Source organism: Companilactobacillus sp. HBUAS59699 (assembly GCF_036913575.1).
GTDB lineage: Bacteria > Bacillota > Bacilli > Lactobacillales > Lactobacillaceae > Companilactobacillus.
This window is the reverse complement of sequence record NZ_JAYKTV010000001.1, coordinates 656,947-679,575: the sequence shown is the minus strand read 5'-3', so window position 1 is coordinate 679,575 and position 22,629 is coordinate 656,947. Positions and strand designations below refer to the sequence as shown.

The window sequence follows — 22,629 nt, the reverse complement described above, 5'->3', positions numbered from 1 at the left end:
ATTAGTTTGTATTAAAAATATATTATCACAACTAATTTACATTTTATCTGATTTTGATTCAATTTAGTCAATGTTTAATATGTTCAAGCGCCATTTTTTTAGTTATAATCTTCAAGGACGTAAATTTGGAGGCAGAGTATTGGCGCAATTATTTTTTAAGTATGGTGCTATGAATAGTGGAAAATCGATTGAGATTTTGAAGGTAGCACATAACTATGAAGAACAAGGTAAGTCAGTTATTCTGATGACGAGTATTTTGGACACTCGATCAGGAACTGGTAAAATAAAAAGTCGAATGGGTTTGACTAGAGATGCAATCGCATTGAAGAAAGACTCGAATATTTATGATATTGTTAAGGGTGAGAATCCTGATGCAGCTTGTGTATTGATCGATGAGTGTCAATTCATGAATAAGGCTCAAGTTTTAGAAGCAACTCAAGTTGTAGATGATCTTGGAATACCAGTTATGGCATTCGGCTTGAAGAATGACTTCAAGAATGAATTGTTTGAAGGAACGAAGTATTTGTTGTTGTACGCTGATAAGTTGGAAGAAATGAAAACTATTTGTTGGTTCTGTACTAAGAAAGCAACGATGAATATGCGTGTCTCTGATGGCAAGCCTGTATATGAGGGTGCGCAAGTATCGATCGGTGGCAATGAAGCATATTATCCAGTATGTCGCCGTCATTATAATCATCCTCCATTGATAAATAATAATTAAGAAAGGAAAATAAATTAATTGGACAAAATACTAGAACAACTTGAAACACTAGTTGAAAGATATGCCGAACTACAAGAATTAATGAGTGATCCTGAAGTCATTAATGATACAAAGCGTTATATGGCCTATTCAAAAGAAGAAGCTGATATGCGTGACGTTGTTAAAGCATATAACCGTTACAAAGAATTACAAAAGAGCATTTCCGATAGTGATGAGATCATGCGTGAGACTGATGATCCTGAAATGCAAGCTATGGCAAAAGACGAAATGAATTCATCTAAGGAAGAGGCTGAAAAACTAGAGCATGAAATTACATTACTGATGCTTCCTAAGGATCCTAATGATGACAAGAATATCATTATGGAGATCCGCGGAGCTGCTGGTGGTGATGAAGCTAGTTTATTCGCAGCTGATCTTTTGAGCATGTACAGTAAATATGCTGAAAAACAAGGCTGGAACTTCGATATTATTGATGAAAACTCGACTGAGGTCGGCGGCTATAAAGATGTCGCTGTAATGATCACAGGTAGTCGTGTTTATTCTAAATTGAAGTATGAGAACGGGGCACACCGTGTTCAACGTATTCCAGCTACTGAGTCTGCTGGTCGTGTTCATACTTCAACCGCAACTGTCGCAGTTATGCCTGAATATGATGAAGTTGATATTGATATCGATCCTAAGGATATCCGTACAGATGTTTATCGTTCATCTGGTGCTGGTGGGCAGCATATCAATAAGACATCATCTGCTGTTCGTATGACCCATTTACCAACTGGTATTGTTGTTGCCATGCAAGACCAACGTTCACAACAACAAAACCGTGAAAAAGCTATGCAAATTTTGAAATCACGTGTTTATGATTACTATGAATCAGAGAACCAAAGTGAATATGATGAAAAGCGTAAATCAGCTGTTGGTACCGGAGATCGTTCCGAACGAATCAGAACTTACAACTATCCACAAAATCGTGTGACTGATCACCGAATTGGATTATCATTAAACAAACTAGACCGCATTATGAATGGTGAATTAGATGAAATCATCGATGCCTTGATTGTTAATGATCAAACTCAAAAATTGGAGCAAATTCAAAGTGGAGAGACTAAGTTATTCTAGTGCCCTGAAAAGGGCTTTTTTAATGCTAAAACAGCAAGACAAATATCCAGAAGATGCTGAATATCTGATGGAAGAATTGACTGGTTTCAACTACACACAGTTGCAGCTACACCGAAATGATCCGGTTCCTAGTAAAATTATGCGTCAATTTCGTGATGGTGTGGTTAGATTAGGGATGGATGAACCAGTGCAATACATCTTAGGTTATGGGTATTTTATGAATAAGAGTTTTACTGTCAGTCAGGATACTTTGATCCCTCGTCAGGAAACTGAAGAAATGGTTCAAAAAATCATTGATGATCATGACGGGAGAACTAAAAATATTTGGGATATTGGAACTGGTTCTGGTGTTATTGCAATAAGTCTAGCTTTGGAGTTTCCAGATGATGATATTTTAGCGACTGATATTTCTGAGGGAGCACTGAAAATCGCTCAGCTGAATGCTGATAATTATCAGACTAATAACGTCTTTTTGAAACAAAGCGATTTGTTTCAGAACGTCAAACCAGAACCGTTCGATATTATTGTTTCTAATCCACCATATATTTCTCAAGCAGAAAAAAAGGTCATGGATCAAAGTGTTATCAAATATGAACCGGATTTGGCTTTATATGGAGAAGAAAATGGATTAGAATTTTATCAAGACATATCGCAAAATGCTGACGATTACCTAAGTGACGATGGCATTTTGTATATGGAGTTCGGTTATCACCAAAAATCTGCTTTGGAAGAAATTTTTGCTAAAAATATGCCTGAGTATAATGTAGAATTTCATAAGGATATGAGCGGCAATTATCGATATCTTAAAGCTGAAAAGGAGAGGGTATAGATTTTGGAGACAGAGATATTAAAAAATACGCAAATAGCGGAAGCGGTAAAGTTTCTTGCCGATGGTAAGCTTGTGGCGTTTCCAACTGAGACTGTATATGGTCTTGGCGCTGACGCTACACGTCCAGATGTTGTGAAGGACGTATACGCTGCTAAGGGTCGTCCTAGCGACAATCCTTTGATCGTCCACGTATCTAGTCCAGAGATGGTTTGGAAGTATGCAGATACTAGTTATAAGCCAGTGGCAGAGAAGCTGATGAACAAGTTTTGGCCAGGCCCATTAACCATCATTATGCCTATCCAAGCTGGTGCATTGTCTAAAGAAGTAACAGGTGGTTTAACCACTGCTGCTTTTAGAATGCCTAATAACAAGACGACATTGAGTCTTATTGAGACATTTGGTAAACCGATCGTTGGACCATCTGCCAACACAAGTGGTAAACCAAGTCCAACTTTGGCTAAGCACGTTTATCATGATCTAAATGGTAAAATCTCGGCTATTTTGGACGATGGACCTACTAAGATCGGTGTGGAATCGACTGTTATTGATCTTTCAACAGCTATACCAGCTGTCTTGCGTCCAGGGATGATAACTGTAGAGGATTTGTTGCAAGTATTAGATAATGTTAATAGCGATCATCATAAAGTGGCCGCTGGGGAGACTCCAAAGGCTCCAGGGATGAAATACAAGCATTATGCACCAAGCGCACAAGTCGTTATTGTCGATAAGACTGAAGATTTCTCTGACGCCGTATCTATGTACGGTGACAAAAAATTAGGTATTATGGCAACAGATGACATTTTGTCTACAATTGCTGATGAGGATAATTTTATTAAGTTCTCATTAGGCAATGATATTTACAGTGCATCTAAAGAATTATTTGCCGGTTTGCGTGGATTAGACGGTAAAGGTGTCGAATACATCCTTGCACAAGGATTCCCAGATGCGGATCATGGCGAGGCATATAGAAACCGTTTGAACAAATCTGCCGGTCAAAAACATTTCACTAAGTAATAAAATGGCTATAAAAAAGCCAATAAAAAAAGGAGAGTTACAAAATGTCTAAATTTCAAGTACTAAATCACCCATTGATTCAACATAAGTTAACAATTATCAGAAACAAACACACAGGAACTAAGGTATTCCGTGAAGTTGCCAACGAAATTGGTGAATTGATGGTTTATGAAATTACTAGGGACTTGCCATTGAAAGATATCGAAATTGAAACTCCAATGGGTAAATCTACACAAAAGGTACTTGCTGGTAAGAAGCTGGCTGTTATTCCTATTCTTCGTGCCGGATTGGGCATGGTTGACGGTGTTCTAGAACTAATTCCTGCTGCCAAAGTAGGTCATATCGGTATGTATCGTGACGAAAAGACACTTCAACCTCACGAATATTTTGTAAAATTACCTAGTGATATTGATGAACGTGAATTGTTCATCGTTGACCCAATGTTAGCTACTGGTGGTTCAGCAAATATGGCCATTGAAGCACTTAAAAAACGTGGAGCAAAACACATGCGTCTAGTAGTTCTAGTTGCTGCCCCAGAAGGTGTTAAGGCTGTTCAAGAAGCTCACCCTGATGTAGACATTTACGCTGCTTCACTTGACGAGAGAATTACCGATAGCGGCTATATCTTCCCTGGTTTAGGTGATGCTGGTGATAGATTATTTGGTACTAAATAAAATAAAAACATTGTTTGAATATATTTTTAGAAGTGTTATTATTTTGTGGTATCAATTGTTTTCAATAAGCGAAGAAAGGGGGGGGTATTATTGGATGATAAATATAAGTTTATTGATTTCTTAGGTTTGAGATTCAATGTTGCTAATGACTTGTCAGCATTGATCTCCGCTATAATTGTATTTGTCTTCGTCTACTCGTTATCTCGTAAGGTTACGATGAGACCTGGTAAGGCTCAAAACGTACTTGAATGGATTATTGATTTTACAAATAATATTATTAAGTCGTTGATGCCTGATGCAGCGGTCAAACAATTCGGATTGTATGCTTTTGTATTGTTTACATTCGTATTCTTTGCAAACCAACTGGGATTAATATTCCAAGTTAAAGTAGGTGGTTATACTTATATTAAATCTCCTACGACGAATCCAATGGTAACCATGGCACTTGCCTTGATATCGTTACTGATCTCACATTATTATTCAGTGAAGAAGTTTGGATTTGGCGGTTATGTAAGCAACTACGTAAAACCCGTAGGTTTCTTGTTACCAATAAATATTCTAGAAGAGTTCACTAACTTCTTGACGTTATCACTACGTCTTTACGGTAATATTTTTGCCGGTGAAGTACTTCTTGCACTTATTGGAACTGTTGCTAAGAGTTTTGGAGTTGTTTCACTCGTGGTCGCTTTACCACTGGAAATGATTTGGCAAGGCTTTTCAGTCTTTATTGGAGCCATCCAAGCGTATGTATTTACCACATTATCAATGGTTTATATTTCACGTAAACTGGAACAAGAATAATTTTTATTGGAGGAATTTTAAATCATGAAAGAAATCGCGGCAGCTATTGCAGCTAGTTTTGCAGCTCTTGGAGCATCTATTGGTAACGGACTTGTTATCTCAAAGACAATGGAAAGTATGGCTCGTCAACCAGAAATTTCTGGTGACTTGAGAGCTACAATGTTCATCGGTGTTGGTTTGATCGAAGCTGTTCCTATCATCGCCATCGCTATTGCATTCGTTATTCTTTTCGTATAATACATACAGTATTGATTCGGCGATAATAAAATAAGTCGCCTTTTTATGTTTTATAGGAAAGGAAGGAGTGGAGAATATTGGCAAGTTTATTAGTGCTTGGAGCAGGTAAATTAGCTTTGGGTGACATGCTTTTTATTCTTATCTCATTCGTCCTTCTTACTGCACTTGTTAAGAAATTTGCATGGGGTCCTGTCACAAAAATGATGGATGCTAGATCAGAGAAGATATCCGGTGATCTGGATTACGCTGATCAAGAACGTGCACGTGCTGACAAGCTTGCGAAGGAACGTGAAGAAGCACTTAAGAATTCACGTGCTGAAGCTATCGACATCGTTAATAAGGCCAAGGAAAATGGAGAAGATCAAAAGAAATCCATCATGGCCGATGCCCATAGTGAAGCAGAATCAGTAAGACAAAAAGCTAAGTCAGATGCTGAACGAGCTAAGCAAGAAGCTATGAGCGATGCACAAAATGACATCGCCAGCTTGTCTTTGGAAGTAGCCTCAAAAGTTATTGCCAAGGAGCTTAATGCAAATGACCAAAAGTCACTGATCGACTCTTATATTAAGGAGTTGACTGTAAACAATGAAACTAAGTAAATTCCAAGTGGGAAAACGTTACAGTAGAGCGCTTTATGAAGTAGCACAAGAGCAAGATTCAGTTGATGATACTTTGGAAGAGATCAAATCTCTTGCAACAGTGTTTTCAGAAAATCCTGGTTTAAATATTGCTTTTTCAGGACGTTCAATTTCTCGCACTGAAAAATTAAAGATCGTAGATACTTTAAAATCTGGACACAGTGAGTTAGTTCAAGATTTTATCAGCATGCTTTTTGATCGTGATCGACTCAGCAACGTTGATGATATTGCTGATGCTTTTATCAAACGATATGATTCTGATAATGGTATCGTAGAAGTTACAGTGAAGTCAGTTGTTGAATTAGATGCAGATCAAGAAGCAAAGTTAAAGTCTGTGGTTAAAGATAGATTTTCAGTAAATAAAGTAAATTTAACGAAAATAGTAGATCCATCCATCATCGGTGGGATTATTATCCGTGTTGGTGATCAAGTTATAGATGGAAGTGTCGTTAAGAGATTTAACGACATTAAACATATGCTATTGGTTAACAAATAAGTCGAGGTGAAAAGAATGAGCATCAAAACTGAAGAGATTAGTTCACTGATCAAAGAACAGTTGAAGAACTATAAAAATGAACTCTCAGTTGATGAAGTAGGTACAGTTACATACGTCGGTGATGGTATCGCTCGTGCTAATGGCCTTGAAAATGCTATGGCATCTGAGTTACTTGAATTCCAAGACGGTACATATGGTGTAGCTCAAAACCTTGAAAGTGATGATGTTGGTATCATCATTTTAGGAAATTACGATCAAATTCGTGAAGGCGATACAGTTAAAAGAACTGGTCGTATCATGGAAGTTCCAGTTGGTGAATCATTGATTGGACGTGTCGTTAATTCTTTGGGTCAACCTGTTGACGGTTTAGGTGACATTAAGACAGATAAAACAAGACCTATTGAATCACCTGCACCAGGTGTTATGCAACGTAAATCAGTTTTTGAACCATTACAAACAGGTTTGAAGGCTGTTGATGCACTTGTACCTATCGGTCGTGGTCAACGTGAATTGATTATCGGTGACCGTAAGACTGGTAAAACTTCAATCGCTATTGATACAATTATCAATCAAAAAGACCAAGATATGATTTGTGTTTATGTCGCAATTGGTCAAAAGGAATCAACAATTAGAAGTCAAGTTGAAACACTAAGAAAGAACGGCGCAATGGATTACACTATTGTTGTCGAAGCTGGACCTAGTCAACCTGCTCCTATGTTGTACTTTGCCCCATATGCTGGAGCAGCTATGGGTGAATACTTCATGTATAATGGTAAGCACGTTCTTATCGTATATGATGATTTAAGTAAACAAGCTAATGCCTATCGTGAAGTGTCACTATTGCTCCGTAGACCACCTGGGCGTGAAGCATATCCTGGTGATGTTTTCTACTTGCACTCACGTTTACTAGAACGTGCTGCTAAGTTGAGTGACGATCTTGGTGGTGGTTCAATGACTGCCTTACCAATCGTTGAAACACAAGCCGGTGATATCTCCGCATATATCCCAACAAACGTTATTTCCATCACTGATGGACAGATCTTCTTGAGTAGTGATTTGTTCTATTCAGGTACTCGTCCAGCTATCAACGCTGGTGAATCTGTTTCTCGTGTTGGTGGTGATGCACAGATCAAGGCCATGAAGAAAGTTGCTGGTACATTACGTCTAGACCTTTCATCATACCGTGAGCTAGAATCATTTGCTCAATTTGGTTCTGACCTTGATGAAGCTACAAAGGCTAAGCTAGATCGTGGTAGCCGTACAGTTGAAGTTCTAAAACAACCTGTACACGCTCCAATGCCTGTTGAAAAACAAGTTTTGATCTTGTTTGCTTTGACAAGAGGCTTCCTTGATAAAGTTGCAGTTGATGATCTTCAAGAATATGAAGCTTCACTTTCTGAATTTTTCGACGCAAATCATGCTGATCTCTTAACAGAAATCAAAGAAAAAGGTACATTACCTGATGAAGATAAGATGAATGCCGGTGTAAAAGAATTCACTGAAAACTTCTTAGCTTCAAAATCTGAAAAGCAAGATAAATAATACAGGAGGTTTAAATTATGGCTGAGTCACTTATGGATATAAAAAGAAGAATTTCTTCTACTAAGAAAACCGGTCAAATAACAAGAGCCATGCAAATGGTTTCTGGTGCTAAACTCTCTCGTATCGAAAAGAAATCTATTGCTTATCAATTGTACGCAAAAAAAGTTGAAGACATTATTCGCCATTTAACAATGGGGAACTTGTTCAAAGAAATTCCAGTAACAGAAAATTCTTCTGATCCATGGAGTTTGAATAATCTTCTTAAAGTGCGTGAGGTAAAGAAAACAGCTTATGTTGTTTTAACTAGTGACCGTGGTTTAGTTGGTGGATATAATAGTAATATCTTGAAAGCCATGATGGATATTTTCCGTACTAAATATCATAATGACACAAGTAAATTTACTGTTATTTCACTAGGTGCTACTGGTACTGAATTCTTCAAAGGACGTGGAATCGATATTTCTTATGAATATCGTGGTTTACCAGATGTCCCTACAGTTAAGGATGTAACTCCAATTGTAAAGACGATTTTACAATTGTACCAAGCAGGTACATTTGATGAAATTTACATCTGTCACAATCATCACGTTAACTCTTTAGTTTCAAGATTTACTAACGATAAGTTACTACCTCTTGAACAAGCTAAGGATTCAACTCATGAAGAAGAGCATATTGCTAGTGAGTATATTACAGATCCAAGTCCTGAAGCGGTCTTGTCTGCGATTGTACCTCAATATATTGAATCTTTAATTTTCGGAGCAATGATGGATGCAAAGACAGCGGAACACGCTGCTTCTGTTACAGCCATGAAGAGTGCTACTGATAATGCGGATGAATTGATCTCAGATCTTTCATTACATTACAACCGTGCTCGTCAAGCTCAAATTACTACAGAGATCACTGAAATTGTCGGCGGTGCTGCTGCACTAGAATAGTTTAGAAAGGAGCCAAATAAATGAGTAGCAAAGGTAAAGTTATTCAGGTAATCGGTCCAGTTGTTGACGTTGAGTTTCCTTTAGACGGAGACCTTCCAGAACTTAATGATGCTTTAGTTATTAAGAAAAACGATGGATCAAGTATTACCCTAGAAGTTGCTCTAGAATTAGGTGATGGCGCCTTACGTGCTATTTCCATGAGTTCTACTGATGGACTTCAAAGAGGTGCTGAGGTTGTTAATACAGGCGCATCTATTTCTGTTCCTGTCGGAAAAGAAACATTAGGTCGTGTGTTTAACGTCTTAGGTGAAACAATTGATGGAGGCAAGGAATTCCCTGCTGATTTCAGAAGAGATAGTATTCACCGTAACGCACCTGCATATGATGAATTAAATACATCAACAGAAATTCTTGAAACAGGTATCAAAGTTATCGATCTTCTTGAACCATACGTTCGTGGTGGTAAAGTTGGATTGTTCGGTGGTGCCGGTGTTGGTAAGACCGTTCTTATCCAAGAGTTGATCCACAATATTGCTGAAGAGCATGGTGGTATTTCAGTATTTACTGGTGTTGGTGAAAGAACACGTGAAGGTAATGACCTTTATTATGAAATGAAGGAATCTGGTGTTCTTGAAAAGACAGCCATGGTTTATGGTCAAATGAACGAATCACCTGGTGCTCGTATGCGTGTTGCCTTAACAGGTTTGACAATTGCTGAGTACTTCCGTGATGTTGAAGGACAAGATGTTCTATTGTTCATCGATAACATCTTTAGATTTACACAGGCTGGTTCTGAAGTTTCAGCCCTACTAGGTCGTATGCCTTCAGCCGTTGGTTATCAACCAACATTGGCTACAGAAATGGGTCAATTGCAAGAAAGAATCACTTCTACTAAGAAGGGTTCAATCACTTCAATTCAAGCCGTTTATGTTCCTGCTGATGATTATACTGACCCTGCTCCAGCTACAACTTTCGCCCATTTGGATGCTACAACCAACTTGGAACGTAAGTTAACTGAACAAGGTATTTATCCAGCTGTTGATCCGCTAGCTTCTTCATCTTCTGCTCTTGATCCATCTATTGTTGGTGAAGAGCACTATAAAGTTGCTACAACTGTTCAACAAGTTCTTCAAAGATACCGTGAATTGCAAGATATTATCTCAATTCTTGGTATGGACGAATTGTCTGATGAGGAGAAGACTGTCGTTGCTCGTGCAAGACGTATTCAATTCTTCTTATCACAAAACTTCAGTGTTGCGGAACAATTTACAGGTAGACCAGGTTCTTATGTTCCTGTTGAAGAAACAGTTAAGGACTTTAAGGCCATTCTTGATGGTAAGTATGATGACGTTCCAGAAGATGCTTTCAACGGTGTTGGTGGTATTGATGACGTAATCGAAAAGGCCAAAGATATGGGCTGGACACCTGCAGACGAACAAAATGATGATAACGCTGCTGAGGCAGTCGCTAACTAATAAGGAGGGGATAATATGGCTGATCCAAATCATATTGTGACGGTCAATATTGTTACTCCTGATGGCGTTGTATATGACCATCATGGCAATCTAGTTATTGTGAATGCACTTGATGGGGATATTGGTATTATGGCTAGCCATGAACCAATTATCGCACCTATTAAGATTTCTGAGGTTCGTGTAAAGCGTACCGATGATCCGCATCATGAAGATGCCATCGCTGTTAACGGCGGATTCTTGGAGTTCAGCAATGATCTAGTTTCTATCGTGGCTAATAGTGCTGAAAGAGCTAGAGATATCGATTTAAGACGTGCTCAATATCAAAAACAAAAGGCTGAGGCAACGATTAAGACTGCCGAAGAGAAACATAATGTGGATGATTTAGCACGTGCTCAAGTTTCTTTGCGCAAAGCTATGAATAGAATTAATGTAAGTTCGCATAAATAAATCAATAAGACTAATCAATCAGAATTTTGCAGATTGACTAGTCTTTTTTTGCTTTCTTAAAAAAATAAAATTTTAATTTGTCAAATTATTTGATAATATTTTAAAGTAATCTTAAAGAACAAATTAAATTCAAATTACAAGTGTTACGATTGAAAAAAGTGAGGTTTTATTAATGACAAGTTTAGGAATAAATGCGATAATTACGCTGGTTAGCCATGTAGTATTCATTTGGATCAGCTTCAACGCTTTACAAGTTGTAGATTGGCGAAAAATTTATAACAAATCTAACCCTAGAATGTTACAATTACTTGTAGCGTTTGTTTCAATCGCTCTAGGGTATACTGTAAGTTCATTCTTTTTGAACATTATCAGTGTTTCACAAAACCTAACCTTACTTTTTTAAATGATTCCAACGTTTTGGAGGAGAATATTGTGCAACAAATAATCGTAAATGGACCTAGTCAATTAAAGGGAACAGTAAGAATTGAAGGGGCTAAAAATGCTGCGCTACCGATTTTAGCGTCAACATTGTTGGCTTCTGAAGGGAAGACTTCCTTATCAAATATCCCTCCGTTATCAGACGTTACAACGATGGCAAAAGTGCTCAGAGCCTTAAATGCTCAAGTAACATTTGATGAAAATGACGAAATTTTAACTGTTGATACTTCTAATGGAATTTCTACAACTGCACCAGAGGAATTAGTTGATAAGATGCGTGCTTCTATCGTCGTATTAGGACCTCTATTGGCTCGTAGTAAAGAAGCTCATGTAGCGATGCCTGGTGGCTGCGCAATCGGTTCTAGACCTATTGATTTGCATATCAAGGGATTGGAAGCAATGGGTGCTGAGTTCACACAAAACGGTGGCTACATCGATGCTAAGACAGATGGTTTACATGGAGCTAACATCTACTTGGACTTCCCAAGTGTAGGTGCTACTCAGAACATCATGATGGCTGCTTCATTGGCTGATGGTGTAACGGTGATCGATAATGTTGCTCGTGAACCAGAGATCGTTGATTTAGCAAATGTCTTGAACAAGATGGGTGCTGAAGTTAGTGGAGCTGGTACTAATACTATCCGTATTACCGGTGTAGAAAAGATGCATGGCTGCGAGCATATGATCATGCAAGATCGTATTGAAGCAGGCACATTTATGGTAGCAGCCGCCGTTACGAACGGTAACATCCTAGTTAAGGATGCAGTGGCAATGCACAACAAACCATTGATTTCTAAATTGGAAGAAATGGGTGTAACCATTGAAGAATCCGATGAAGGTATCAGAGTTATTGGTACTAATCAATTGAAACCAGTAGATGTGAAGACATTACCACATCCAGGTTTCCCAACTGATATGCAAGCACAAATGACTTTGGCACAGTTGCTCAGTGTTGGTACCACCGTTATGACGGAGACAGTGTTTGAGAATCGTTTTATGCATTTCCCAGAATTCGGAAAGATGAAGGCTGACTACAAGATTGAGGGTAATTCTGTAATAATGTTTGGACCTGCTCAATTATCAGGCGCTAACGTAGCGGCTACTGATTTGCGTGCAGCTGCAGCGTTAGTTTTGGCAGGATTAGTTGCTGAAGGTGAGACTAGAGTTTCAAATCTTCAATATTTAGATCGTGGATATTACCGTTTTACTGAGAAGTTAAGAGAATTAGGTGCAAATGTTAGACGTGTATCGATTGACGAGAGTGGTCGAGAAAGTCTAGTATTGAATACAGTATCTAGTGTTACTAAGTTGGCTTAAAATTAACTTAAGAAAGTGGTTCTCCACTTTCTTTTTTTATTGATAAATTAATATGATACGTCGGTTTATGATATACTTTTTGTGTTTAGATTTTGGAGGATACAGCATGGCAAAATATCTAGGAATTGATTTGGGTACAGCGAATGTACTTATAGATGTAAAAGGAGAAGGAATCGTTTTGAACGAACCTTCTGTAGTCGCAATTAATACCAAGAATGATGATGTCGTTGCAGTGGGTAAAGATGCTTACATGATGGTTGGTAGAACACCAGCTAATATCAAAGCAGTACGTCCACTCAAGGATGGTGTTATTGCAGACTTTAATATAACAGAAAAAATGCTTCAATATTTTATTGATAAGTTGAATGTCGGAGGACGTTTTTCGAAGCCTACAATTATGATTTGTGCTCCTACAAACGTTACTCCAGTTGAACAAAAAGCCATTATCGAAGCTGCTGAACAAGCAGGTGGCGGTAAGGTTTATTTACAACTTGAACCAAAAGTTGCAGCGGTTGGTGCTGGACTAGATATCTTTAAACCACAAGGTAATATGGTTATTGATATCGGTGGTGGTACTAGTGATATTGCCGTTCTATCAATGGGAGACGTCGTTACAAGCCGTTCATTGAGATTTGCTGGTGATAAGATGACCAGTGCCATTCAAGCCTTTGTAAAGCAACATCATGGCTTGATAATTGGTGAGAGAACGTCAGAACAGATCAAAATCGAAATTGGTTGTGCAATGGATGCTGATGAGAGTGTGACATTCTCAGCCAGTGGTATTGATATTGTTTCCGGATTACCTAAGGAAATCACGATCAACGAAAAAGAAGTAGAGAGCGCACTAAGTGATGGTGTTACTCAAATTATCGAAGCAGCTAAGGGCGTCTTGGAGCAAACTCCTCCTGAATTATCAGCCGATATAATCGATCGCGGAATTATGTTGACTGGTGGTGGAGCTTTACTAAAGAACCTTGACAAGCTTTTAGCTGAAAAGCTACAAGTACCAGTTTTGATGACTGAAAGTCCATTGGATTCAGTTGCTTTAGGAACAGGAATTTTGTTAGATAATATAGAAAAACATAAGAAATATTAAGGTGAAAAATGAAACGAGACTTTGGTAAAGAATATCGTCAAGGTATTTTTAAAAAAATTGGATGGGTTTTGTTACTTATGCTTATTTTTCTAGTCTTAGGTATGTTGATAGGTTCTGCTTTGGGTGGTTCTAATCCCTTAGCGGTCCTATGGCCCGGTACCTGGATGCACATGTTTGATTTCTTGAGATAGTTATGATGAAAAAAATATTAATTGGACTCGTCCGTATCTATCAAAAGTTTATTTCACCAGTATTGCCACCAAGTTGTCGGTATTATCCAACTTGTTCGACATATTTTATTGATGCAGTAAAGAAGCATGGTGCTATTTTAGGTTTTATTATGGGGATTGCTCGTATTTTACGTTGTAATCCATTTGTTCGTGGTGGTGTTGATCCTGTTCCGGATAATTTCACCATCTTTCGAAATCCTCATCCTGAAGATTACGAGGATGAAATTATTGCTCAGAAATTTCACAATAAAGAATAGGAAGATTTAATGTCAAAATCAAAAAAAGCAGTTGAAATCAACTTAAAAGATATCAGTGATGATCCAGAGAAGTATGAACTCTGGGACGGTAAGAAGTATATTGGTACTATTACTAAAGAAGGAGATCGTTATCTTTCATTTGTAGAGAGTACGGATACTCCTTTCAAATCAGTTAAGTTGGACGATGCTATAAATGAATTGTTAATGCAGTATAATCTACATAATCATTAATAGGTGTAAAAATGCAAATTAGAAATAGTAAGAAAGAAAATGATTCGGATTCAAGAATCGATTACGGAATAATTTTTTCCGTAATGATGTTAGCCTTAATTGGCTTAATGTCTATTTACGTTGCGACTATCCAAGATTCACAGAATCCAATGCGAAATGTTATATCGCAAGTAGCTTGGTATGTAATTGGAGCAATTATCATTGCTGTCATTATGCAGTTTGATGCAGAACAACTTTGGCAAGTGGCAAATTATGCGTACTACGGTGGGTTGGCGCTATTAGTGCTGGTCCTGATATTTTACAGTAGGTCATATGCGGCAACCACTGGTGCTAAGAGTTGGTTTGCAGTTGGATCATTTACTTTCCAGCCATCTGAAGTAATGAAGCCGGCCTTCATCTTAATGATGGGTAAGGTTATAACTAATCATAATAGTGAGTATCAAGTACACACTTTGAGAACGGACTTTTTACTACTTGGAAAAATGCTTTTGTGGACAGCACCAGTCATTGTATTACTTAAATTACAAAATGATTTGGGTACATTGTTGGTTTTCGTCGCTATCCTTGGCGGAATGGTTCTAGTATCAGGTATTGATTGGCGAATAATCTTGACAGCCTTCTTAATAGTAGCTGTCATCGGTGGTACGGCGTTGATGTTTGCGACGACTGATTGGGGTCGTTCAATTTTGACGCATGCCGGTTTTAGAAGTTATCAGTTTGCTCGTATTGATAGCTGGTTGAATCCATCTCAAGATACTTCTGAAAATGGATATCAGATTTGGCAGAATATGAAGGCTATTGGTTCTGGACAGCTATTTGGTAAAGGTTTTAATGTATCAAATGTTTACGTTCCAGTTCGTGAATCAGATATGATTTTCTCAGTTATCGGTGAGAATTTTGGTTTTGTTGGTTCATGTGTATTGATATTTTTATATTTCTTATTAATTTATCAAATGATTCAAGTAACTTTTGATACTAAGAATGAGTTTTATGCTTATGTTTCCACTGGTGTTATTATGATGATCTTGTTCCACGTCTTTGAAAATATTGGTATGAGTGTTGGTTTATTGCCGTTGACCGGTATTCCACTGCCATTTATTTCGCAAGGTGGTTCGGCACTTCTTGGAAATATGATTGGTATAGGATTGATTATGTCAATGAGATACCATCATAAGAGTTATATGTTCGAAAACGGTACATTTAAACAAAGGTAGGTTTTTTTCATGGCAACAGATAAGTATTTATGGGTTAAAAAAGGTGAGAATACAACACGTATAGGTTTGACTGCAGCAGGTCAAGAAGCCCTTGGAAAGGTTAAGTTTATTGACCTTCCAGTAGTTGGTCGTGAGATCAAAGTGGGAGATTCGACCGGTGAAGTGGAAGCTCAGAAGGCTGTTATTGAGTTTGAATCACCAGTTTCGGGTACAATAGTTATGGTTAATGATAAATTAACTGATAATCCAGAATTATTAAATGGTTCTGAGAAAGATGCTTGGCTTTTTGAAGTAAATAATTAAATATTTAAAACTTATAGTTTTATTGTTGCTTATTTCTTGCATGTTTTTTTAAGAACTGTTTAAATTATCCTGAAATTAATAAATGAATGGGGATAATTCAAATGAAAATTTTAGGTGAAAAAATTCGCCACTATAGAAAGCTCAGAGGTATTTCTCAATCTGAGCTTGCCGATGGTATTTGTACTCAAGCAACTGTAAGTCTTATTGAGAAAAAAGACAAAATTCCTAGCATGGAGATCTTGGTTCGCATTTGTGAAAGACTGGGTATCACAATGAACCTCGTAATTGTTAACGATGATAGTCAAATTTATTCTATTATTTCTGATATTAAAAATTCATTTTATAAAGATGATTATCAAGGTATCAGTGATAAACTAGATAAATTAAATGATATTAATGTTAACAATAAACAAGAGATTAAGTTAATTCATTTCTTCAATGGGTTAGTCGAATATGAAATTAACGAAAATTATGACAAAGCAATCTTTGACTTTAACCGTGCGATGAACGTTAATATTGCAAATATCGACATGTACGACATTTTGATCGATGTTTATACTGCAAAAGCATATGTTAACAAAAAGTCCTTAGATGAAGCCAAGGTGTACTATGGACAAGCTAAGGATCTTATTCAATCTAGTGCTGAGAAGATCAGTGAGGATAATTATCATGACAGTATCTTGATTTATGCTAATATGTCAAAATTGTCCTTAGACTTAGACGACAATCAAAAAGCCATCGATTATGCTAACGAAGGAATTTACATTGCTAAGAAGGAGCAATCATTGTTTAAGCTTGATACAATGTACTGCTCTATGGCTGAAGCAGGTACACGCGAAGGTCAAAAGTCCGATGAAGACTACATCAAAGCTTATGTAATTTCTAGCATAAATGACAATAAGAATATTTTTGATAAATTAAAGTCAAAAATTGATAATATGAATCTAAGTATTTTTAATAAATAGTAATTAAAAATTATTAATTTCAAATAAAAAAAGTGGGTTGATTAATTAAAATCAACTCACTTTTTTTTAATAATTTTTTTATTTTTTGCTTGGTTTTTGAATAGATTTGTTATCTAGATCAGTTCTTACTACAAGAACATCACATGCAGCAGTTCTTGTTACGTATTCAGTAACTGAACCGATCAACAATCTTTCCATTGCGTTAAGACCAGTTGCACCGATCATGATTAAGTCAACGCCTAACTTCTTAGGGAAGTCAGTAGCAATGATTGCTTTTGGGGCACCGTATTCAATGCTGTAATCGATGTCTGTCAATCCAGCATCTTTGGCAGTTTGTACATAACTCTTTACTGTTTCTTTAGCTTTTTCTGTTATTTGTTCAACCATTGTTGAATCAAAACTTGATACATTTTGGAAAGCACGTGTATCAATTACATGTAGTAGATGTACTGCGGCATTATTTCTTTTAGCAACTTCCACAGCCTTTTTGAAAGCTAGTTCTGCTTCGAACGATCCGTCAATTGGTACGAGAATGTTTTTGTATTGTTGTAACATATTATCACCTCATTGATTAATTATATAACTTGCTTACAACCTTATTTTAGTTGATTGAGGCTGATAAATACAGTCATCTGCGAATATTTGCCAAATAAATTGAGAAACCAGCAGCAACTACACTTCCTAGAATTAAAGTAATAAAATTGGCTTCTTTACTGCCAACTATCATGATGATTATTCCTGCGATAGAAATCAATACTAATAAGACCGATGTAATGATCATCATACTTTTCAGTGTTAAGTTTTCATCTGGTGAGTAGATCAAGAATTTACCGTTACGATGACTCCACAAATTATATGCTAGTGCTAATAAGAAAATAATAAATATTAGCATTAAAATTTTAATTACCATTATTAATGTTCACTCCGTTTAGCTTTATTTTTCAGATTATTTAATTGTTCAAGGCGCATTTTTAATGCTTGTTCATATTTACCAGTTGTATTTGGCCGATAAAAAATTTCATTGACTAGCTTGTCTGGTAGGTATTGTTGATAGACCCAAGCATTAGGATAGTCGTGTGGAAATTTATATCCAACGCCGTGTCCGAGTTTCTTGGCTCCCGAATAATGAGCATCTTTCAAGTCATCTGGAACTGATGCAGCTTTGCCACTACGAACATCTTTCAAGGCGGCATCGATTGCGACCATTCCTGAATTGGATTTAGGACACAGACATAAGTCGATCACAGCATCAGCTAACGGAATCCGTGCTTCGGGTAAACCAACCATTTGTGCCACTTGTGCGGCCTGTACGGCTCTTTGACAAGCTTGAGGGTTAGCTAGACCAATATCTTCATAAGCACAAACTAAGAGCCTCCTAATGGCGGTTGTGAGTTCTCCGGCTTCCAGCAGACGAGCAAGATATAACAATGCGGCATCTGGGTCACTTCCACGAATTGATTTTTGAAAAGCTGAGATAACATCATAGTGACTGTCGCCATCTTTATCAGCCGAGATGGCTTTTTTTTGCACTGATTCTTCAATTGATTTTAAGTCGATGTGAATGATCCCATCTAATTCCTCAGTTGATAATACTGAGAGTTCCAATCCTTTGAGAATACTTCTTAAGTCACCGTTGGTAGAACTTACCAGCAAGTTTAGAGCATCGTCGTCCAATTTGACGTTGTATTCACCAAGACCATTTTCTTTATCGGCAAGTGCACGACGCACCGCTTTTTTTAAATCATCTGGTTCAAGTGGTTTTAATTCAAATATCTGAACACGAGAACGAATAGCTGGGCTAATGTTGATATAAGGATTCTCGGTTGTGGCACCGATCAAAATAATTGATCCACTTTCTAATAATGGTAATAAAAAATCTTGTTTTGTTTTATCAAGCCGATGGATTTCGTCTAATAATAAAACAACTGTTCCGCTCATTTTTGCTTCTTCAGCAACGATCTGTAAATCTTTTTTACTGTCGGTCGCTGCATTTAGCTTGCGAAAGGCGTACTTAGTACTTCCAGCAATAGCACTGGCAATACTAGTCTTACCGATCCCGGGTGGTCCGTAAAGAATCATTGACGATAGCATCTTGGCATTTACCATTCTGCGAATGATCTTATTAGGACCAACCAAGTGTTGTTGACCGACGATATCATCGATACTAGTCGGTCGCATGCGATATGCTAGTGGTTTTTGCATAAGTCCTCCTATATAGTACAATAATTATATTCTACAACAGAGAGTGAAGTAGAGGGGATAAACTTTTAGATTGTCTAGAATTGTGTAATGAAAGGAATTTATCATGTTTGATAAGAGTGATTTTGATGTATTTAAAGATGATACTTTGTCTGGTCGTCTTGATTTAATCAGAAAGCAACTAGACCCAAAGTTTGAAATATTTGGCAATAAATTACTTGATAGACTTGAACAAGATTATCAACAAACATTTTATTTAAAAATTGCTAAACACCAAAGAAGAACCAAAAATCCACCACCGGATACTTGGTTAGCAATAAATTTAGATAAGAGTGGTTACAAAAAGACGCCACACTTAGAGTTAGGTCTCTGGCCGGATCGTTATTTCATAACATTTAGTTTATTGGCTGATGCTCGCAAACGACAGGATTACTATCCTTTGATCAAGTCTTGGAATGATCAAGTTATATCAGAAGAGTGGCTAGTTTCAAATGACCATACAGTGGCCGCAATGAATGATGCGAACCATTATTTAGCGGCTGTAGATCGATATTCAAAAATTAAATCGAGTGATTTTGTAATTGGTTTTGATCTATCTAAAGATTCATCGCAGGTAAGTGATGGCAATTATGATGAATTGCTGTTCAATAAATTTATTGCGTTAAGTAAATTTTTAGTAGATGCAAACAACGAGGTTGCAGAAAAATAATTAATTATATTAAATCAGCACGTTATGATAATCCGCCTCAATTATCATAACGTGCTGATTTTTGCTTGTAGAAATAAAAAAACATCCACACAAGGTGAATGTTTTGATAAATATTAAAGGATTTGGTTGTAGTATTCAACAACTAGTGATTCATCAATATTTGGTTCTAGTTCGTCACGTTCTGGGTTACGTACTAGAGAACCTGTCATTGTGTTTTCGTCGAATGTAACAAAACCAGGACGTCCAACAACATTTTCAAGGTTAGCCTTAACAATAGATAAGTCCTTTGATTTTTCACGAAGGCTGATCTTTTGACCAATTTGAACTTCGTATGATGGAATATCAACACGTTTGCCATCAACAGTGATGTGACCGTGGTTTACAAGTTGACGAGCTTGTGGACGTGAACTTGCAAGACCTAATCTGTAAACCATGTTGTCAAGACGTGATTCAAGAAGAACCATCAAGTTAACACCGTGGATACCGTCAAGTTTACCAGCACGCAAGAACAAGTTACGGAATTGACGTTCGTTAACGTCATACATGAAACGTAGCTTTTGCTTTTCTGTTAATTGTTGACCGTATTCTGAAATCTTACGACGACTGTTTGGTCCATGTTGACCAGGAGCATAGTTACGACGAGCGATTTCCTTACCTGTACCTGAAAGTGAGATTCCTAAACGACGTGATAATTTCCAACGAGGTCCTGTATATCTAGACATAAATAAATTCCTCCAAAATTTTGTATGGAGTAAAATAATTAACAAGAGTTTAGCATTCGTGCAGTTGCCGCTACAAGTTTCACCACATGCAGCCGTGGGTTACTAATTGAACAAATATGTCGGTAACTGTTGACGTTCTTGCCGCTCTTTGCTGCATATTTTACACAAAGAGTAGTGTAACTTGAATGACGAACAAAGTCAAAAGAAATTTTTGAGCCAATATTTAAAACTTTATTATGAAAGACTATTAAAATAAATTGTAAGGTTGTTCTCTGGTATAATTCAAGTTATATGATATCGAATCATCATTAGGGGTGTTAAAGTGTCGAAAATAATTATTGGAATAATTATTTTGATCTTAGTCTTCCTATGGTACATGTGGTTTTTACAGAAGAAAAACGCAGGTACGCTTAACTCATATAAGGAACGTGCTGATGAGTTAAAGGAAGATAGATTGAATGATAAATTAAAAAAATTGGAAGAAATGAAGCTTGCTGGTGCTAGTAGAGATCAATTCAGTAAGCTCAAATCTAATTATCAAGAACAATTGAATGAAGTTGTTCCTTCTATTTTACGTGAGATTCGTGGTTCCGAATATAAGAATACACAGTTCAAAGTATTTGGAGCGGCTAAGCAACTGAAGCAAGTTGATCGGTCTTTGAATGAATTGAAGGAAAAACTCGATCATATATCAGAAGAGTTGGATGAATTATCTAAGAGCGATGAATTAAATGCTACTCAGAGTGAAGCACTCCAACAAACTTATGAGGATTTGCGTAAGAGAATTCTGACACAGTCGTTCAACTACGGAACTGCAGCTGATAAGTTAGAGGATGAATTAACCGAGATTGCCGGTCTATTAGACAAAGAAACACAATTGACTGATAAAGGTGATCACATTGAGGCTAGCCAATATCTGGATGATGTCAAAATAAAGCTAGGCTTAATAACTGATCAGCTCAAGGTCATTGAGCCATTACATCACGAGTTAACTGATGTTTTTCCTGGGCAAATTGAAGAAATCAATTCGGTTTATCAGAAACTAGTCAATCAGAAATTTAATTTTGAGGAAGATATTGAGGCATTGATCAAAGATGTCCAAAACAGTTTGGATCTGTCTAATTCAGAATTAGGTGAATTGAACTTTGATCATGTTAATAATACTAATGAAGAAATTAGACAAAATATCGATCACTTGTATGATGTTTTGACAATTGAAATAGATGCTAAGCAAAATGTTTTGAAGCAACAAAAACCAGTGCTTGATTACATAAACCACGCTAAGTTCCAGCACAACCGATTGGACAGCAGAATTCAAAAGTTAAGCAATAATTATATTTTGGCAGAAGGCGACGTTAAACAATTTAAGGATAACCTAGTTACTTTAAATACGATCCGCACTAACTACGATCAAGATGTACAAGATATAGCTGATAAGAATTCGATCTTTTCTCAAGCTGAAAATGACTTCAAAGCAATTGTCAGTCAATTGGATGAAATTGAATCTAGTGAAAAATCGATCAACGATAACTTTAATCAAATGATCTCGAGTGAACGTATTGCACGCAACAGTGTTAATAAGTATGCCAAACGCTTAGAAATCCAAAAGAAGGTCGTAGAACAACTACGTCTTAATGGTTTACCAGATGATTATTTGGATTATTTTTACATGGTATTTGATGAGATCAACAAACTCTATAATGAGTTAGATGCTGAACAGATCAACATGGAAGATATCAGTAAGCAGGTAATCGTAACTCAAGAAGATCTTGAAAACTTGGTACAGAAAACAACTGATTTGAAGATGAATGTTAGATTAGCTGAGAAGTTATTACAATACGCTAACCGTTATGCTGATAAGGATGCTGACTTTGCGGATCAATTGTCACGAGCACGTGCTTTGTTTGACGAAGATTACGAATATGGTAAGTCAGTTGAAACAATTTCTGCAGCTTTGGAACGAGTTGAAGCAGGTTCAGTTGAAAGAATAAAAGAAACAATTAATGCATAAATATGAAATTTG

Annotated in this window: 28 protein-coding genes; 24 read left to right on the top strand and 4 right to left on the bottom strand. The window is 37.0% G+C overall.

All coding sequences use genetic code 11. The features are described from left to right. The first annotated feature begins 139 nt into the window (after positions 1–139). The 22 genes from U8519_RS03425 to U8519_RS03320 all read left to right on the top strand — a co-directional run bounded on the left by U8519_RS03425 (position 140) and on the right by U8519_RS03320 (position 16,976). On the top strand, positions 140–721 hold the full coding sequence (locus U8519_RS03425) for a thymidine kinase (RefSeq protein WP_334328918.1): 582 nt from the start codon (positions 140–142) through the stop codon (positions 719–721). Between the two features lie 18 nt (positions 722–739). Beyond that, positions 740–1,837 carry a peptide chain release factor 1 gene (prfA, locus tag U8519_RS03420; protein WP_334328917.1) on the top strand — a complete coding sequence of 366 codons (1,098 nt, stop codon included), beginning with the start codon at positions 740–742 and terminating at the stop codon, positions 1,835–1,837. Continuing rightward, the gene (prmC, locus tag U8519_RS03415; RefSeq protein ID WP_334328916.1) at positions 1,782–2,666 is read left to right on the top strand and encodes a peptide chain release factor N(5)-glutamine methyltransferase; all 885 of its coding nucleotides are present in this window, start codon (positions 1,782–1,784) and stop codon (positions 2,664–2,666) included. Before prfA ends, prmC begins: the two co-directional genes overlap by 56 nt. Positions 2,667–2,669: 3 nt before the next feature. Next, positions 2,670–3,680, top strand: a complete 1,011-nt coding sequence (locus U8519_RS03410; RefSeq protein WP_334328915.1) for an L-threonylcarbamoyladenylate synthase — start codon at positions 2,670–2,672, stop codon at positions 3,678–3,680. Between the two features lie 44 nt (positions 3,681–3,724). Further along, positions 3,725–4,354: a uracil phosphoribosyltransferase gene (upp, locus tag U8519_RS03405; RefSeq protein WP_334328914.1), complete on the top strand. Its 630-nt coding sequence runs from the start codon at positions 3,725–3,727 to the stop codon at positions 4,352–4,354. Positions 4,355–4,444: 90 nt separating this feature from the next. After that, positions 4,445–5,155: a F0F1 ATP synthase subunit A gene (gene atpB, locus U8519_RS03400; protein ID WP_125568594.1), complete on the top strand. Its 711-nt coding sequence runs from the start codon at positions 4,445–4,447 to the stop codon at positions 5,153–5,155. A gap of 24 nt (positions 5,156–5,179) precedes the next feature. Continuing rightward, entirely contained in the window at positions 5,180–5,392 is a 213-nt protein-coding gene (gene atpE / locus U8519_RS03395; protein ID WP_025024264.1) for a F0F1 ATP synthase subunit C, read from the top strand. 125 nt (positions 5,393–5,517) lie between these two features. After that, positions 5,518–5,991: a F0F1 ATP synthase subunit B gene (atpF, locus tag U8519_RS03390; protein ID WP_442892119.1), complete on the top strand. Its 474-nt coding sequence runs from the start codon at positions 5,518–5,520 to the stop codon at positions 5,989–5,991. Further along, a complete protein-coding gene (gene atpH / locus U8519_RS03385) occupies positions 5,978–6,526 on the top strand; it encodes an ATP synthase F1 subunit delta (protein WP_334328912.1) in 549 nt (182 codons plus the stop codon). Before atpF ends, atpH begins: the two co-directional genes overlap by 14 nt. 15 nt (positions 6,527–6,541) lie before the next feature. Beyond that, complete coding sequence (gene atpA / locus U8519_RS03380) at positions 6,542–8,068, top strand: F0F1 ATP synthase subunit alpha (protein ID WP_334328911.1); 1,527 nt, start codon at positions 6,542–6,544, stop codon at positions 8,066–8,068. A 17-nt stretch (positions 8,069–8,085) separates the two neighbouring features. Beyond that, on the top strand, positions 8,086–9,003 hold the full coding sequence (locus U8519_RS03375; RefSeq protein ID WP_334328910.1) for a F0F1 ATP synthase subunit gamma: 918 nt from the start codon (positions 8,086–8,088) through the stop codon (positions 9,001–9,003). 20 nt (positions 9,004–9,023) lie between these two features. Beyond that, on the top strand, positions 9,024–10,478 hold the full coding sequence (gene atpD, locus U8519_RS03370; protein ID WP_334328909.1) for a F0F1 ATP synthase subunit beta: 1,455 nt from the start codon (positions 9,024–9,026) through the stop codon (positions 10,476–10,478). Between the two features lie 15 nt (positions 10,479–10,493). After that, positions 10,494–10,925: a F0F1 ATP synthase subunit epsilon gene (locus U8519_RS03365; protein ID WP_334328908.1), complete on the top strand. Its 432-nt coding sequence runs from the start codon at positions 10,494–10,496 to the stop codon at positions 10,923–10,925. 172 nt (positions 10,926–11,097) lie between these two features. Then, complete coding sequence (locus tag U8519_RS03360) at positions 11,098–11,328, top strand: DUF1146 family protein (protein WP_125568610.1); 231 nt, start codon at positions 11,098–11,100, stop codon at positions 11,326–11,328. Positions 11,329–11,357: 29 nt separating this feature from the next. Continuing rightward, a complete protein-coding gene (gene murA / locus U8519_RS03355) occupies positions 11,358–12,680 on the top strand; it encodes a UDP-N-acetylglucosamine 1-carboxyvinyltransferase (RefSeq protein ID WP_334328907.1) in 1,323 nt (440 codons plus the stop codon). A gap of 106 nt (positions 12,681–12,786) precedes the next feature. After that, positions 12,787–13,776 carry a rod shape-determining protein gene (locus U8519_RS03350; RefSeq protein ID WP_334328906.1) on the top strand — a complete coding sequence of 330 codons (990 nt, stop codon included), beginning with the start codon at positions 12,787–12,789 and terminating at the stop codon, positions 13,774–13,776. A gap of 8 nt (positions 13,777–13,784) precedes the next feature. After that, positions 13,785–13,967: a DNA-directed RNA polymerase subunit beta gene (locus tag U8519_RS03345; protein ID WP_334328905.1), complete on the top strand. Its 183-nt coding sequence runs from the start codon at positions 13,785–13,787 to the stop codon at positions 13,965–13,967. A gap of 5 nt (positions 13,968–13,972) precedes the next feature. Further along, on the top strand, positions 13,973–14,263 hold the full coding sequence (gene yidD / locus U8519_RS03340; RefSeq protein ID WP_334328970.1) for a membrane protein insertion efficiency factor YidD: 291 nt from the start codon (positions 13,973–13,975) through the stop codon (positions 14,261–14,263). A gap of 9 nt (positions 14,264–14,272) precedes the next feature. After that, entirely contained in the window at positions 14,273–14,494 is a 222-nt protein-coding gene (locus tag U8519_RS03335; RefSeq protein ID WP_334328904.1) for a DUF2969 family protein, read from the top strand. An 11-nt stretch (positions 14,495–14,505) separates the two neighbouring features. Beyond that, positions 14,506–15,708, top strand: coding sequence for an FtsW/RodA/SpoVE family cell cycle protein (locus U8519_RS03330; protein WP_334328903.1), 1,203 nt, complete (start codon positions 14,506–14,508; stop codon positions 15,706–15,708). Positions 15,709–15,717: 9 nt separating this feature from the next. Continuing rightward, positions 15,718–16,011: a glycine cleavage system protein H gene (locus U8519_RS03325; protein WP_334328902.1), complete on the top strand. Its 294-nt coding sequence runs from the start codon at positions 15,718–15,720 to the stop codon at positions 16,009–16,011. Positions 16,012–16,112: 101 nt separating this feature from the next. Next, complete coding sequence (locus U8519_RS03320) at positions 16,113–16,976, top strand: helix-turn-helix domain-containing protein (RefSeq protein WP_334328901.1); 864 nt, start codon at positions 16,113–16,115, stop codon at positions 16,974–16,976. Between the two features lie 78 nt (positions 16,977–17,054). On the opposite strand, the gene U8519_RS03315 is transcribed toward U8519_RS03320, so the two are convergent. From U8519_RS03315 to U8519_RS03305, 3 genes are all read right to left on the bottom strand, one after another. Further along, a complete protein-coding gene (locus tag U8519_RS03315) occupies positions 17,055–17,531 on the bottom strand; it encodes a universal stress protein (RefSeq protein WP_334328900.1) in 477 nt (158 codons plus the stop codon). Positions 17,532–17,604: 73 nt separating this feature from the next. After that, entirely contained in the window at positions 17,605–17,886 is a 282-nt protein-coding gene (locus tag U8519_RS03310) for a hypothetical protein (protein WP_334328899.1), read from the bottom strand. A 2-nt stretch (positions 17,887–17,888) separates the two neighbouring features. Beyond that, complete coding sequence (locus U8519_RS03305) at positions 17,889–19,178, bottom strand: replication-associated recombination protein A (RefSeq protein WP_334328898.1); 1,290 nt, start codon at positions 19,176–19,178, stop codon at positions 17,889–17,891. 103 nt (positions 19,179–19,281) lie between these two features. Between U8519_RS03305 and U8519_RS03300 the strand changes: the two genes are divergently transcribed. Next, on the top strand, positions 19,282–19,884 hold the full coding sequence (locus tag U8519_RS03300) for a DUF1054 family protein (RefSeq protein ID WP_334328897.1): 603 nt from the start codon (positions 19,282–19,284) through the stop codon (positions 19,882–19,884). Between the two features lie 113 nt (positions 19,885–19,997). Here the strand turns inward: U8519_RS03300 and rpsD are convergent, their stop codons facing one another. Further along, positions 19,998–20,606, bottom strand: a complete 609-nt coding sequence (gene rpsD / locus U8519_RS03295; RefSeq protein WP_334328896.1) for a 30S ribosomal protein S4 — start codon at positions 20,604–20,606, stop codon at positions 19,998–20,000. A gap of 322 nt (positions 20,607–20,928) precedes the next feature. Here rpsD and U8519_RS03290 point away from each other — a divergent pair, with 322 nt between their 5' ends. Next, positions 20,929–22,617 (top strand): septation ring formation regulator EzrA, encoded by a 1,689-nt coding sequence (locus tag U8519_RS03290; RefSeq protein ID WP_334328895.1) that lies wholly within the window; start codon positions 20,929–20,931, stop codon positions 22,615–22,617. Positions 22,618–22,629 lie beyond the last annotated feature (12 nt).

Coding starts and splice junctions, on each gene's coding strand:
- prmC (WP_334328916.1), top strand. CDS start 1,782: ATGATCAAACTCAAAAATTGGAGCAAATTCAAAGTGGAGAGACTAAGT.
- upp (WP_334328914.1), top strand. CDS start 3,725: ATGTCTAAATTTCAAGTACTAAATCACCCATTGATTCAACATAAGTTA.
- atpE (WP_025024264.1), top strand. CDS start 5,180: ATGAAAGAAATCGCGGCAGCTATTGCAGCTAGTTTTGCAGCTCTTGGA.
- atpF (WP_442892119.1), top strand. CDS start 5,518: ATGCTTTTTATTCTTATCTCATTCGTCCTTCTTACTGCACTTGTTAAG.
- atpH (WP_334328912.1), top strand. CDS start 5,978: ATGAAACTAAGTAAATTCCAAGTGGGAAAACGTTACAGTAGAGCGCTT.
- atpA (WP_334328911.1), top strand. CDS start 6,542: ATGAGCATCAAAACTGAAGAGATTAGTTCACTGATCAAAGAACAGTTG.
- U8519_RS03375 (WP_334328910.1), top strand. CDS start 8,086: ATGGCTGAGTCACTTATGGATATAAAAAGAAGAATTTCTTCTACTAAG.
- atpD (WP_334328909.1), top strand. CDS start 9,024: ATGAGTAGCAAAGGTAAAGTTATTCAGGTAATCGGTCCAGTTGTTGAC.
- U8519_RS03365 (WP_334328908.1), top strand. CDS start 10,494: ATGGCTGATCCAAATCATATTGTGACGGTCAATATTGTTACTCCTGAT.
- U8519_RS03360 (WP_125568610.1), top strand. CDS start 11,098: ATGACAAGTTTAGGAATAAATGCGATAATTACGCTGGTTAGCCATGTA.
- U8519_RS03350 (WP_334328906.1), top strand. CDS start 12,787: ATGGCAAAATATCTAGGAATTGATTTGGGTACAGCGAATGTACTTATA.
- U8519_RS03345 (WP_334328905.1), top strand. CDS start 13,785: ATGAAACGAGACTTTGGTAAAGAATATCGTCAAGGTATTTTTAAAAAA.
- yidD (WP_334328970.1), top strand. CDS start 13,973: ATGAAAAAAATATTAATTGGACTCGTCCGTATCTATCAAAAGTTTATT.
- U8519_RS03335 (WP_334328904.1), top strand. CDS start 14,273: ATGTCAAAATCAAAAAAAGCAGTTGAAATCAACTTAAAAGATATCAGT.
- U8519_RS03330 (WP_334328903.1), top strand. CDS start 14,506: ATGCAAATTAGAAATAGTAAGAAAGAAAATGATTCGGATTCAAGAATC.
- U8519_RS03325 (WP_334328902.1), top strand. CDS start 15,718: ATGGCAACAGATAAGTATTTATGGGTTAAAAAAGGTGAGAATACAACA.
- U8519_RS03320 (WP_334328901.1), top strand. CDS start 16,113: ATGAAAATTTTAGGTGAAAAAATTCGCCACTATAGAAAGCTCAGAGGT.
- U8519_RS03315 (WP_334328900.1), bottom strand. CDS start 17,531: ATGTTACAACAATACAAAAACATTCTCGTACCAATTGACGGATCGTTC.
- U8519_RS03310 (WP_334328899.1), bottom strand. CDS start 17,886: ATGGTAATTAAAATTTTAATGCTAATATTTATTATTTTCTTATTAGCA.
- U8519_RS03305 (WP_334328898.1), bottom strand. CDS start 19,178: ATGCAAAAACCACTAGCATATCGCATGCGACCGACTAGTATCGATGAT.
- U8519_RS03300 (WP_334328897.1), top strand. CDS start 19,282: ATGTTTGATAAGAGTGATTTTGATGTATTTAAAGATGATACTTTGTCT.
- rpsD (WP_334328896.1), bottom strand. CDS start 20,606: ATGTCTAGATATACAGGACCTCGTTGGAAATTATCACGTCGTTTAGGA.